This is a genomic window from Spirochaetia bacterium 38H-sp (assembly GCA_039023545.1).
Taxonomy (GTDB): Bacteria; Spirochaetota; Spirochaetia; order Winmispirales; family Winmispiraceae; genus Rarispira; species Rarispira pelagica.
The window spans coordinates 540,813-554,435 of the sequence record JBCHKQ010000001.1; the positions used below are offsets into that span (position 1 = coordinate 540,813).

Sequence of the window (13,623 nt, forward strand, 5' to 3'; positions counted from 1 at the left end):
CTTATGCCTCCTCTTCTACGAGTCTTGAGCGCATTTTTTTCTCTTGTTCTTTTCTGCGGCCTTTAAACCAGTCTGATATGCGGTTGAATCCGTAGTAAATTATGGGAATCAAAAATAGTGTGAGGAATGTGGATACAGTAAGTCCGCCTACAACTGTCTTGGCTATGGGCTGTATGAGGCTCATGCCTTCTCCCTGTGTAAATGCTATGGGTGCAAGTCCGAGTATTGTTGTGAGGGCTGTCATGAGTACTGGGCGCAGTCTGTTCCCGCCGGCTTCCACACAGGCATCCAATAGCGGCAGTCCTCTTTTCCTTAGCAGATTGGTGTAGTCTACCAGGACTATACCATTGTTTACCACTATACCCACAAGTATGACAAGTCCTACTGCGGTGTATATGCTGAGTATGGTTCCGGTAAGGAGATGTACGGCCACTATTCCTATGATGGATAGAGGTATTGTAAAGAGTATGATAAATGGGTCAAGAAGGGACTCAAACTGACTTGCCATAATGCCAAATACCAGCATAACTGCAACAAGCATTATTAATGCAAACTTGCCAATATATTCCATAAGCTGCTTGTAATCTCCGCCAAACTCTATTGTAAGTCCTTCTCTGGAAGGTATTTCTTGTGTTATTAGTTCTCTAAGAAGTGGTTCTGCTTTGTCAACTGTTATGCCCTGGGCAAGGTTTGCCTGAACGTGTATTGTTCTTGTCTGATCTTCTCTTTTTATGCTTGTGGGACCTGTGCTTCTCTTTATTTCTGCTATGTTTGATAGAGGAATTTTTTGTCCTCCCGAGCTTGTTACAAATATTCTATCAAGAGTACTAAGCTTGTTTCTGTCTTTTTCCGGGAGTCCAAGATGTATGTCGTACTCGTTACCGGATATGCGGAATTTTCCTGCATTTATGCCGTCTATTGCAGCTTCTATCTCCTGTCCTATGGTGTATACATTGAGTCCTAGAGAGTATGCTTTTTGTCTGTTTATGACAATCTCTACCTGTGGGAGACCTTCTTCTGCATCTACCTGCGGATCTATTATGTAGTCTGACAGCTTGGTTTTTATAAGCTCTTCTATCTTGTATGCTGTTTCCTTAGCTATTGTAAGGTCATCGCTTTTTACGAGAACATCTATGGGAGTGGAGCTTCCTGATGGATTCCCCATCTGAGTTCCTGAGGAGAATTCAAAGCTTACTCCGGGGAAGTCGTCAAAGTGTTTTCTCAGTTTTTGCTGGATTGTTTCTGCGTTGTCTATACGCTTGGCATACTCTGGAAGGGTTATGAGTATGCTGCCTTTGTGAGTACTGGTTGCTCCCAGTCCAAAGAATGCGCTTTCTCCTGCTGTTATCATTATGTCTTTGTAGCCTTTTATCTCATCTTCTATTATGCCGGATAGTTGGAAGAGCACTTCCTTTGTCTTCTGTACGGATGTTCCCAGAGGAAGCTCCACATTGAGTGTTACGCTGTCCGGTTCTTCCGAAGGTGTAAACTGGAATCCTATTTGGGGGATGGCAGCAATGGAGACTACAAATAGTATCAAAATTACCAATATTGTTTTAGTTTTGTTTTTGAGTGTCCAGCTGAGTGCTTTTTTATAGCCAGAATCAAGTTTATCAAAGAACCGTGCAAATGGTCTGTCGAGTTTTTGCAGAGTAGGAGTTAATGGTTTTTCTTTTCTGTTGTTGAGTTTGAGGTATTTGCTCGCAAGTACGGGTACCAGTAGAAATGCTACGATCATGGAAGATATGAGAGATATGACTATGGTGAATGCAAGGTCTGCAAACATTTCTCCTATCATCTCAAGCTCTGTCTTAAATATTGCTATGGGTATAAAAACTGCTACTGTTGTAAGGGTGGATGCGGTTATTGCTGTTATCATCTCTTCAGAGCCCAGTATGGCTGATATATGGGGTTTTGCGCCTTTTTCTCTATACCTATATATGTTCTCTAGCATAACTATGGAGTTGTCCACAAGCATTCCTACGCCCAATGCAAGTCCTGTGAGTGTCATTATATTGAGAGTTATGCCTGCAAAGTATATTGCTGCAAGCGATATTATGACTGAGATGGGTATGGCAAATCCTATTATCAATGTGGGCTTTATACTTCTTAGGAAGAAAAACAGCACGAGCATAGCAAGGATTGCTCCGCTTATTGCCGAGCTTGCTACCTGAGAAAGCGATGCTCTTATGATTTCTGTTGTATCTCTTGTAATCTTTATCTCTACATCGGGAGGAAGGGTCTTTTGTATCTCCTCTATTTTTTTCTTTGCCCTGTCTGCTACTTCTACGGAGTTTGTTCCGCTCTGCTTAAGTATGGATATGGATACACTGGGTTTGCCGTTGACATATACCATTGTATCTACTGTGGAATATCCCATATACACATCTGCAATATCTCTCAGCCTTATAGGTATCATCTTGGGCATACCTGCTGCAGATTGTGTTGGTTTGTAGCTTATTACAGTATTGGCAATATCGTCCAGGCTTGTATATTCTCCAGCAGTTCTTACCAGATAGTTGATATCATTTTCTACGATTCTTCCACCCGCAAGCTGTATATTTTGTGCCCTAAGTATATTGGCAAGCTGTGTCATGCTCAGTCCGTAGGCTTCCAGTCTGTCCAGTGCGATGTCCACCTTAACCTGAGGTATTCTTCCTCCGTTTACGCTTGCCATGGATACGCCTGTTGTCTGTTCCAGTCTGGGAGCTATGTAGTCTTCTGCCAGCTTTCTTAGTTCTTCTTGAGGTCTGTTTCCTTCTACTGTCAGTCGCAATATAGGGATGATGGACGGGTTAAACTTAAATATCATGGGGCTGGATGCATCATCAGGCAGAATATCGCGTACAAACTCCAGGCTGTCTCTCACGTCATTGGCTGCATCCGACATATCTGTGCCGTATGTAAACTCCAGTACAAGCATGCTGGAGCCTTCTGCTGAGGTTGATGTTATGCTGTTGAGATTGCTTACGTTTCCAAGAGTACTCTCAAGCGGCCTTGTTATGGTTTTTTCCACCTCTTCCGGGCCTGCTCCCTGGTAGCTCGTGGAGATAACCAGTACCGGGGGATTTATTTCTGGATAGAGGTCTATTGTTATATTGAGTGCCGTATATAGGCCAAACAATACCAGTATGACAAAGGCAATAAGTATTGTAGTAGGCCTGTTTACCACTGTTCTGCTAAGTGACATGTTATTCTCCTTACTCTATGGTATCTTCTACAGGTAACGGAGCTATCTGTTTTACTATCTTTACCCTGGAACCGTCATCCAGAAAGTTGATACCTTCCAGGACTATTTCTTCACCCTCTTCCAGACCTGATTTTATCTCTGCCTTACCGTTTATCTTTATACCTGTTATGACCTCAAAGCGTTTTGCAACAAACGCATCGCCGTCTTTTTTTATCTTATATATGTATTGTTTCCCTTCTCTTTCTGTTATGGCATTTGCAGGTATCTTTATCACGTCTTTTTTATCATCCGTAACCAGTTTGAAGATTGCAAACATGCCAGGCTTAATCTTGTTTGCATCGCCGGTAAAGCTGAGCTTGATTTGCATGGCGCGGCTGGAGCTGTCAACTACGGGGCTCACCTCGCTTACATAAGCAGGAAAGCTTTCTCCTGGGAAAGCGGAGAAGCTTACTACAGCCTTTTGTCCTTCCTGTACTCGGGAGACAAAGCGCTCAGCAACATAAGCTACAACTTGCAGTGTACTCAGGTCAGCCAGCTTGGCAACAGGCATGCTCTGTATAACCGTTGCACCCAGGTGCATAGGTAGAGCTATTATATTACCTGATATGGGAGCCTTTACTGGACTTGCCACAAAGTCCATACCCGGACGAGAAGGGTCAACCTCGGCAATAACCTGTCCCTTCTTCACATAATCGCCTACACCAACATATAACTTTGTAAGTTTACCTGTTGTGTCTGCATATGCATCAACTGTGGATTTTGGCTCTACATCGCCGGAAAGCTCTATGTAGTTTATAATCTCACCTTTTACTGCTTTTGTTGTTGCAACAGCAAAGGTTGTCTCTTTATCCTCTGTTTTTGCTGTTTTTGGCTTTTCACAGGATACTAGTATGATACTTGCAATAAGTATTGCAGCAAAAAGCCCTGCTTTAAAATTTATTTTTCTCTTCATTTTTCTCCTCCGATAAATTGGTCTATTGGTTGGTTTAAATCATATGCAAGGTCTATAAGTCCGTTAAGAATCTGTGCCTTGGTGCTGAGTACTGAGAACTGAGCTTGTCTCAAGGTATTCTCAGCATCCATCACGGCTACAAGGTCCTTGAGCCCGGATTTATAGGCTTCTTCTGCTAGATTATAAGAAGTCTTGGCCAGCTCAAGATTGAGATTTGAAGCTTCCAGGTTTTCCATGGCGGTTTTTACCGACAAAAGATGAGAGTCTAGTGACATCTTTGCTCCTTTTAACATATCCTCAAGCTGGTTTCTCAGCTTTTTTATGTCTCTCTCTGTGTTTGCAAGTTTTACCCATGTGGAAGAACCCGGGAGCCATGAATCCACCGGCAGTGTAACAGTAAGCCCAAACATACCGCTACTCTGAGACCACTTGTCCATATCTTCAAACCATGAGTCCTTAAAGGGGTCGCCGGAGAAACTCGGATCTGCAGTAAGAGTAAAAGTCAGCATAGGCAGCATCCCACCCATTGTTATTTCTTTTTGGAGCTTTTGCATGCTGATTGCACCTACAAGTTCCTTTATATCCGCTCTGTCTGCAAAAGATACCTCCATGCTGTTTATGTTATTAATATCCACAGAAGGAACTTTTATCTCTCCTACAAGTTCTATGGGCTTATCAAGTGCTATACCCAGCATCATCTTAAAGTTGCTGAGAGACATCTTATATGCCATATCAAGCTGGCTTATTTGTGGTTTCATAGACTCCCATGCAACTCTGGAAGAAAGCAAAACCTGTTGGTCCACAAGCCCGTTTTTATAAAGTTTTTCTGTCTGCTTATATCTTGCTTCCGCAGCATTGAGACTTTCTTTCATTATATTGAGTTGTTCCTTGCTGAGAAGCAGGTTATAAAAAGCTTTTCTTACATCTCGCTCTGTCTGTCTCTGCAGTTTTTCCAAGCTGATCTGTCCCATCTCGTAGTTCTTGAAGGCTATCTTTATGCCGGAAACAAGCTGTGTTGTTAGTGTTAGATTTGCCTGTATGCTAGTAGAAAGCATCCATGTAAGCGGAATTTCTTGCTCATAATAAATAACCCTGTCATACATACTGCTACCAGAAAAAACCTCGGAAGTAGTATCAGGAATTAGCCCACTTATTGTTTCTGTTGACTCATGCATTTTGCTAAGTGTTGCGCTTGCACTTATGCTTGGATAAAACTGATTAAAGACCGTGTTCTTTGTGAGTCCACTGCTCTCTAGATCCAAAGCTGCATTCTTTATGCTGCTGTTGTATTTGAGCGCATACTCTACAGCTTTATCCACGGTCAGTCTTTCTGCTTCTTGTGACCATATTATGCCGGTCACGACAATGACAAAAATCATTGCAATAATCTTCTTAAACCGCATCATTTCCTCCGTATCCTAATCTAGATAAAAAATTTATCTTTGTTTGCCATTCCGAATAGCCCTCTTAAAAAGAAGGCATAAATATCTTTTGCATCCTCTGGAGAGAAAAACTTTCCCGGCTTTCTCTCAAGAGAAGAAAATATGAGAGCATGAAGATAGAGCATGGGTTTGTGCTGCTTTACCTCCTCTTTGAGAGGAAGTCCTGCAAAAATCCCATAAAGCCCCTGGTATTGGCCAAAAAAGTCCTGCTCTTTCTTCTCTTCCTGATGTGGCATCGGCAGATTGAGTCTCAACCATGCCATTATTCCCAGAATTCTGCTGTGGAGCTCTACATAAGCAGCAGAATAAAGGATATAGCAGAGCACCTTCTCCTGTGTGTTGCGACACATTGCAAGCCTTGTTACAAGAGGATCCATAAAACCCTTGATCTGGTTGACCATTACCGTTTTTATCATGCTCTCTTTATCCTTAAAATGAGAATAAAGAGAACTCTTGGACATGCCCAGCTCTCTTGCAACCTCACCCAGACTTGTACCCCGCATGCCTTTTGTGTTTATCAACTTCTCAACAACCTCAAATATTTTATGAAGCTCAGGGAGTTCTTCTTTTTCTACCTTTGCAATATTGGCAACATACTCTGCATCCACAGGCTCTAGAACAGCATCCTCCCTGCAAATGCCAATACATAGAGTCTCGACTACAATCTGCTTGATAACAGAAAGCTCTTCTTTTGAAACAGAAGAACCTTCCTTGTATTTTTCCATAAGTGGTTTGAGAAGCCCCAAGGCCGAGGTGGTCTGAACCAATACATATGCTGTATCCAACTGCCTCTCATCCAGGACAGGCGCCCCAGTCTTATCAAAGAGGCTGAGAAAAAGCTCCTTCTCTCTTTTTTCCATACCAGAGTAGAACTCGGGGAATTGCTCCGTATAAATTTTGACATTGGGCGGAACAAAAAAGAAAAGATACTCTGCAGGATGTGTGTAGAGACTATCCGCCTTGGCATACACAAAAAGCTCCATAGCTTCTTTAAAACTCTCAGCAGTTTCCATGGCAGCTCTCAAAGCCTCATAATGTGCTCTGTGCAGCCTGTCAACCTCATCGCGTATGGCTTCTATAAGAGCATCCTTTCCTGGATAATAGCGATAAATTGCCTGCTTTGTTACCCCCAACTCCTTTGCCACATCGTTGAGGCTGGTTGAGGAGAATCCTGACTTTGCCCAGGCATTGATTGCCGCCTTTATAATATCGGCGTGCTCCATGTTTACTCCTTGTTCTGTTTTTACCGAACGGTCGTTAACAAACATAATACTTGTCAACATAAACGTCAAGTCCCATATGCATAAGAATTCTTTTTTTGTAGTTGTTACGTTTTTTGAGAAATAATTTAACCGAACGTCGGACATGCTCCCGGTGAGGTACAGTAAAAGGCAGGGTACATGTCCTCCTGCCTGTGGCATAAAGAGGGCAAAAGTTTTGTACGATAAGCAGGTTTTTTATGTAGCCGGAGGCAGTGCGGGACGAGCGGAGCGAGTCTCGTACGTTCGGTATAAAATACTTATGTTAGCAGAATGATTTGGTCTTAAAAAAACAATTTTCGGCTGTCGGCCGATTTTCTGCTTGCTTTTTTTGCATTTTTAAACTATTCTCATTAACCATGGAAGAGAAAAAACTTAGCAGAAAATTAAAGCTGGGATACGGAGTGGGTGACCTTGGTGGAAACTTGTTTTTTACCATGATGGGTTTTTACCTGCTCTACTACCTGACAGATATTGTAAAACTACCTGCAGCTCTTGCCGGGACGGTTCTTTTTGTGGGTAAGGCATGGGATGCTATTTCTGATCCTATAGTCGGTACTCTCTCTGATAGGACAGTCTCAAGAATGGGTAGGCGCAGACCGTATATGTTCTACGGTGCTTTGTTCTTGCTTGTGTTTATGACGATTGTGTTTTTCCCTGTTACCAATGCTTCTGTCTTATTTAAGGTTGTATGGTATGCTGTTATGCTGTGCTTTCTAAATACTGCGTATACCATGGTCAATATTCCCTACAGTGCACTGGCACCGGAGCTTACTGCTGATTATAACGAGAGAACGGTTCTCAATGCATACAGAAATATCTTTGCTCTACTTGGTACTTTTTCAGGTGCCTTGCTTATAATGCCTCTTGCTTCTGTTTTTCCGGATGTTAGGTTGGGCTGGCCTTTTATGGGGGCTGTCGTGGGGCTTATTATCCTTATTACTACTTTTATCACAGTTTTTACCGTGAGGGAAAAACCAAGAACAAACACATCTTCCTCCAAGGTGCAGGTTTTGCAGGCATATCTTTCTGCCATGTCTCTCAAGAGCTTTCGTATAGCACTTGCCACGTGGTCTCTTTTTATAATAGGCATCAATGTTATTCAGGCTGCGCTGGTTTATTATTTTACATACGTTACCGGTGGGAGGGGCAGCTTTTCTGTTACCTTGATGGTGCTCTTATCTGCAGCTTTGGTTTCTGTTCCTTTCTGGGCTTTTGTTGCAATGCGTAAAGGCAAGCGTTTTGCCTGGAACCTGGGAATGCTTATATTTGCCGTATCTGTTGTGCTTTTTGTATTTCTGGGACCAAGGGTTCCGTTGCTTGTTTCTTATCTCTTCATACTGGTAGGCGGTTTTGGATTTTCTACGCAGTATGCAATCCCGTATGCAGTTTTACCGGATATAGTTGAATACGATTTTGTAAAAAATGGTATCCGCAGGGAAGGTGTTTTTTATGGTATATGGACTTTTATGAGCAAGGCGGGGCAGGCACTGGCCTCTTTTATGACAGGCCTAATCCTCCAATTTTTTGGATATGTTCCGCCGCTTGCAGACGGAGCACCTGCTGCCCAGCCTGATAGCGCCCTATTAGGTATACGTCTGCTTGTAGGTCCAATCCCTGCGGTTTTCTTTATAGTTGGGGTGATTGTATTCTTGTTTTATCCAATTACCCGGGAGTTCTATGACAGGGTTATCAGAATGGCAGAAGAGCGCGGTTCTTCTACATGATAAGCTATGTTTTTAAGATGAAAAGGCACGGCATAAAGCCGTGCTTTTTTATACCGAACTCTTGGATGCCTCAGCATCTCAGCTGCCTCCGGCAGGAGCATGCTATATAGTGCCTTTGTTTTTTATGTGCTGCAGGCAGGCAGAAGGTTTGCCTTCTGCCGTTCGGTTTATCATAGTCTTGTAAAGTTCTCCACACCCAGTGCATTGGCTATCGCCAATGCTGCACGTGAGTTGTTGAGCGTGTATATGTGTATTCCCGGCACATTGTTGTCCAAAAGGTCTCGTATTTGTTCTGCAGCCCAGTGTACCCCCGCGCCAAAAAAGCCTTCGCTATTGCCGCCTGCTCTTGCAAGGGATTTTAGAAGTTTTGCAGGATAGCGCATGCCAGCTGCAAGCTCCGCCATCCTTTGCATGTTGTTGGGATTGGTGATTGGCATTATGCCGGCTACTATCGGCACATCTATACCTGTAAGACGGCAGCGCTCGCAGAAATCATAATAGTCACGGTTATCAAAGAAAAGCTGGGTTACAAGAAAATCCACACCCGTATCCACTTTTTCCTTGAGATATTCCATTTCTTTGAGCCTGTTGGGGGTTTCTGGATGTCCCTCGGGAAAGGCTGCGGCACCTACACACATGTGTGGAAAGTGTTCTTTTATAAAGGCCACAAGGTCGGAAGCATGGGGGAAGTCTTTGTATGGAGAAGGATGATCTTTTAGGACGGGCGGGATATCTCCTCTTAGTGCAAGGATATTGTGTATCCCTTCTTTGTCATACGTATTGAGGATATTGAGGATTTCTTCTTTTGTTGTACCTACACAGGTGAGGTGAGCCACCACATCTATGCCAAGCTCTGCGCGTATCTTGAGTACCAGCTTGTGAGTATTATCCCGTGTGCTTCCACCAGCACCATAGGTTACGCTCACATAGTCGGGATTAAGTCCAGAGAGTGTGCGTATAGTTTTATAAAGCTCATTCCAGCCTTTTTCTGTCTTTGGTGGAAAGAATTCAAAGCTAAAGAGAGTTTTGCCTTTTTTAAAGAGTTCTCTCAGCATATTGCCTCCTGTTTTCGCTAGTACTTTACACAAAAAAAACTCGTGTGTCAGTTGGTTTTTATTGTATATTTATTCATTTTTTGTGTATATTATTGCATGGTTATTGACCAATGCAAATGAAAAAATTATTATAGAATGACTGTCAGAATACGGTCGCAAAACAAATCCCATGGAAGGAGCATATCCATGCTAGAACTTAGAAAAGGCATAGATATTCTGAGTCATGTAGGTGGTATCAATAATATTGCTGAGGCTCAGGATCTTTTTAAGAAAAGCCTTGATTCCGAAAACCTTGCAAAGCTTGAGAAGATTAAGAACGAAGAAGCTCTTCTTAAGATTGCAAATGCCATTGCTATTTGTGAGCCGGATGAGGTGTTTGTTAACACTGGATCCAGTGAGGATGTGGATAAGATAAGAAAATGGTCCATAGAAACAGGAGAGGAAGAGCCTCTTGCTGTAAAAGGACATACTATTCACTTTGACCTGCCTCAGGATCAGGCTCGTCTGGTTAAGCAGACTTTTTATATCATAAATGACGGAGAAAAGACCAGTTCTCTCGCCAAGTCCATTGCCCGTCAGGATGCTCTTGAATATGTAGAGAAATATGTCAAGGGGATAATGAAGGGCATGAGAATGCTGATAGGTTTCTACAGTAGAGGACCTGTTGGTGCTCAGGCTGCAATCCCTGCCATAGAGATATCAAGCTCCAATTATGTTCTCCACTCTGCAGAGATCCTTTACAGAAACTGTTACGAGAGTTTTGACGCCGAGGTTACTAGAAAAGGTGTTTTCTTTACCAATCTGCATTCTCAGGGACCAAACAGGCCCGAGGATATCCCCAATGCCCGCATCTTTATGGACAGGAGCTGGTTTACAACTTATTCCACTTTCTGTACTTATGCCGGTAATACCCTTCTTCTCAAGAAAGGAAACCACAGATTTGCTGTTGATTACAGTGTATATGTTAAAACAGCAGAAGAGCTTTCTGAGCACATGTTTATTACAGGTATCAAAGGTCCCGGTGGTCGTGTAACATACTTTGCAGGTGCTGCTCCCTCCGGCTGCGGTAAGACCACAACTGCTATGGCAGGCGATGCCTTTATTGGCGATGACCTTGCACAGATGTGGATCGCAGAAGATGGTACTGTACGTGCCGTTAACCCGGAAAAGGGTATCTTTGGTATTGTAGAGGATGTTAACCAGGAAGGTGATCCGTACCTCATGAAGGTTTTAAGAGGCGAGGGCAAAGAGGTTATCTGGTCCAATGTCCTTATAGACGAGAATAAGAAGCCTTACTGGGTAGGTTGCGGAGAAGAGATTCCCAAGAAGGGTCGCAACTTCCAGGGTGAGTGGTACGAGGGCAAGACAGATGAGAACGGCAAGCCTATTCCTCCGTCTCATCCCAACTCCCGTGCAACTCTCCATGCTTCTGATATTGAGAACCACAATACAGAGCTCGCAGAAGATCCCAAAGGTGTTCCAATCAAGGTTATCACATACTCAGGTCGTGACAGCGATACAATGCCTCCTGTTTGGGTTGCTCGCAACTCGGATGAGGGCGTTGTGATAGGTGCCTCCATAGTATCCGCTGCAACTGCTACTGAGATTGGTGTATCAGGTGTAAGACGTCAGCCTTGGGCAAATGAGCCTTTTATCCCCGGGCCTCTTGCCGATTATATGCAAGCTCAGTTTGACTTCTTTAATTCCAAAAAGATTAAGGATTCTGATCGTCCCGTTATGGCGGGTATCAACTACTTCCTTACCCATGCGGCACGCGGTGGAAACGGTAAGGGTCTTCTTGGAGAGAAGCGCGATGTTAAGGCATGGCTTGGCTGGCTTGAGCTCTATGCTAATGGCGATGTTGAGGCAATAGAGACTCCCATAGGCTTTATTCCCAAGTATGAGGATCTCAAGAAGCTTTTTGCAGAGAGGGTTCCCGGTGGTAAGGAGTATACCAAGGAGCTTTATGACATGCAGTTCTCTCTCTATATAGACAATATCATTGCACGCATAAGGCTTCAGAGAGAGGCTTACAGCAAGGAAAGTGCTATTCCCCAGAAGCTGTTTGAGGTTTATGACAAACAGGAGAAGGAGCTCCTTGCACTCAAGGAGAAGTTTGGTTCTGTTGTTAAGCCGGATCAGCTTGCATAATTATTTTTATGATGTCGAACGCGCCGCCTGCATGGCGGCGCTTTTTTTTAACCTTTTGTCTGCTGTAGGCAGGCCTTACAGCGATTCTTTCCTGTTTTTGCTGGATATTGACTGCTGTAAGGCCGTTCGGTTTAAAAAATTGGAAAATACAGCAGGGCTTTATTATAATGAGAACGGAGGTTCTTATGGGTGGTGCTGAGAGACGTCGTTTTCCGCGCGCCAGAGTGGATGTTCTGGTTATGTATGATATTGTGGATTGGAAGGAAACTGAGCTTGTTCCTGAGGCTGGTGCTACTCTGCATACGCGCGATATAAGTGCCAGTGGTGTAGGTCTTGCAGAGGGTTTTGCCGTGGATAAGCATATGTTTAAAAAGCTGATAAATGGTAAGAAAAAGCTGCGCATTGCTTTGCAGCTTCCAGGAGAAACAGAGATGCTTTATTGTTTTGCCCGGCTTGTGTGGGGTGCAGAGCCTGTTGATGGCAGAATTGAGAGGGCTGGTTTTGCCTTTATAGATGTGTCGCCTGTGTTTTTTTCCCGTGTCAGGGATTTTGTGCAAAGATGGATTGACAGAGAGGGGAGATAAAAAAGGCCGGCAATTCCGGCCTTTTTTTGTTTATAGTAATCTTTATCAGTGAGGTATTACTGCAAGCAGCACTCCTGCTGCAACTGCAGAACCTATTACACCCGCAACATTGGGTCCCATGGCGTGCATGAGAAGGAAATTGTGCGGATTTTCTTCTTGGCCTACTTTATTGGCAACTCTTGCTGCCATAGGTACTGCGGATACTCCAGCAGCTCCTATAAGCGGATTGACCGGGTGTTTTCTGGAGACTGCATTCATAAGCTTGGCAAGGAGTACGCCCGCTGCTGTTCCTACGGAGAAGGCAAATGCTCCCAGAATAAGAACTCCAAGTGTATTTGCGTTGAGAAACTTTGCCGCTTCCATCTTGGAGCCTACTGCAAGGCCGAGCATTATTGTTACTATGTTTATAAGCTCGTTCTGCATTGTGTTCCAGAGCCTGTTTATTACGCCTACTTCTCTTGCAAGGTTACCAAACATAAGAGCACCAAGAAGGGGTGTTGCACTAGGAAGAAGCAGTATACATACGGTCAATGTGGCAAGAGGAAAGATTATCTTTTCCAGTTTGCTAACGTGCCTGAGCTGCTCCATCTTGATTGCTCTTTCTTCTTTTGTTGTAAGCAGACGCATAATAGGCGGCTGTATAACAGGTACCAGAGCCATATAGGAGTATGCCGCAACCGCAACTGCTCCCAAAAGATCGATATCCAGCCTTGATGCCACGTATATGGATGTGGGGCCGTCTGCTCCGCCGATTATACCTATGGCACCTGCTGCCTGCAAATCAAAACTAAAGAAAGACGGCAGATAATGGCCAAGCAAAAGTGCTCCAAGAAGTGCGGCAAAGATTCCAAACTGTGCCGCAGCACCCAGAAGAAGGGTCTTGGGATTGGCAAGAAGAGGGCCAAAGTCTGTCATGGCCCCTACTCCCATAAATATTATGAGAGGAAACACTCCGCTTGTTACTCCCACATCGTAGAACATCCCTATAAGGCCTGTTTTTATCTCTTCCAGCTGGAGCATTCCTTCCGATATTGCTCCGTGCAGTTCCGTATGGGCTGCAATCTCTGCAAAAGGTATGTTTGCAAGTATTGCGCCAAAGCCTATGGGAAGAAGAAGAAGGGGCTCAAACTCTTTCTTTATTGCAAGATAAAGAAGTACAAAGCCTATAACTATCATTATGGCGTTGCCCCCGCCGCCGTTTATAAAGCCGTAGAGGCCTGTGGTTTCCCATAGCTGTTTTAATCCGTTTAATATGGACATATG

Annotated in this window: 9 protein-coding genes; 3 read left to right on the forward strand and 6 right to left on the reverse strand. The window is 43.8% G+C overall.

The annotated features are described in order from the left end of the window. Nucleotide 1 precedes the first annotated feature (1 nt). From WKV44_02335 to WKV44_02350, 4 genes are read right to left on the reverse strand one after another with little or no spacing between them, the layout of a single operon-like run. A complete protein-coding gene (locus tag WKV44_02335; protein ID MEM5947372.1) occupies nt 2-3,190 on the reverse strand; it encodes an efflux RND transporter permease subunit in 3,189 nt (1,062 codons plus the stop codon). 10 nt (nt 3,191-3,200) lie between these two features. Continuing rightward, nucleotides 3,201-4,142, reverse strand: a complete 942-nt coding sequence (locus WKV44_02340) for an efflux RND transporter periplasmic adaptor subunit (protein ID MEM5947373.1) — start codon at nt 4,140-4,142, stop codon at nt 3,201-3,203. Beyond that, nucleotides 4,139-5,545, reverse strand: coding sequence for a TolC family protein (locus tag WKV44_02345; protein MEM5947374.1), 1,407 nt, complete (start codon nt 5,543-5,545; stop codon nt 4,139-4,141). The genes WKV44_02340 and WKV44_02345 overlap by 4 nt, the downstream gene beginning before the upstream one ends. 20 nt (nt 5,546-5,565) lie before the next feature. Beyond that, a complete protein-coding gene (locus tag WKV44_02350; GenBank protein MEM5947375.1) occupies nt 5,566-6,852 on the reverse strand; it encodes a TetR/AcrR family transcriptional regulator in 1,287 nt (428 codons plus the stop codon). Nucleotides 6,853-7,202: 350 nt separating this feature from the next. Between WKV44_02350 and WKV44_02355 the strand changes: the two genes are divergently transcribed. Then, the gene (locus WKV44_02355) at nt 7,203-8,570 is read left to right on the forward strand and encodes an MFS transporter (GenBank protein ID MEM5947376.1); all 1,368 of its coding nucleotides are present in this window, start codon (nt 7,203-7,205) and stop codon (nt 8,568-8,570) included. A 170-nt stretch (nt 8,571-8,740) separates the two neighbouring features. Here the strand turns inward: WKV44_02355 and metF are convergent, their stop codons facing one another. Next, a complete protein-coding gene (metF, locus tag WKV44_02360; protein MEM5947377.1) occupies nt 8,741-9,625 on the reverse strand; it encodes a methylenetetrahydrofolate reductase [NAD(P)H] in 885 nt (294 codons plus the stop codon). A gap of 186 nt (nt 9,626-9,811) precedes the next feature. On the opposite strand from metF, the gene WKV44_02365 reads away from it, so the two are divergent. Together WKV44_02365 and WKV44_02370 are read left to right on the forward strand one after the other, a co-directional pair. Continuing rightward, nucleotides 9,812-11,776, forward strand: coding sequence for a phosphoenolpyruvate carboxykinase (GTP) (locus WKV44_02365; GenBank protein ID MEM5947378.1), 1,965 nt, complete (start codon nt 9,812-9,814; stop codon nt 11,774-11,776). 167 nt (nt 11,777-11,943) lie between these two features. After that, nucleotides 11,944-12,360 (forward strand): PilZ domain-containing protein, encoded by a 417-nt coding sequence (locus WKV44_02370; GenBank protein ID MEM5947379.1) that lies wholly within the window; start codon nt 11,944-11,946, stop codon nt 12,358-12,360. 45 nt (nt 12,361-12,405) lie between these two features. Here WKV44_02370 and WKV44_02375 read toward each other — a convergent pair whose 3' ends face one another. Continuing rightward, nucleotides 12,406-13,620, reverse strand: a complete 1,215-nt coding sequence (locus WKV44_02375) for a sodium ion-translocating decarboxylase subunit beta (protein MEM5947380.1) — start codon at nt 13,618-13,620, stop codon at nt 12,406-12,408. Nucleotides 13,621-13,623: the final 3 nt, after the last annotated feature.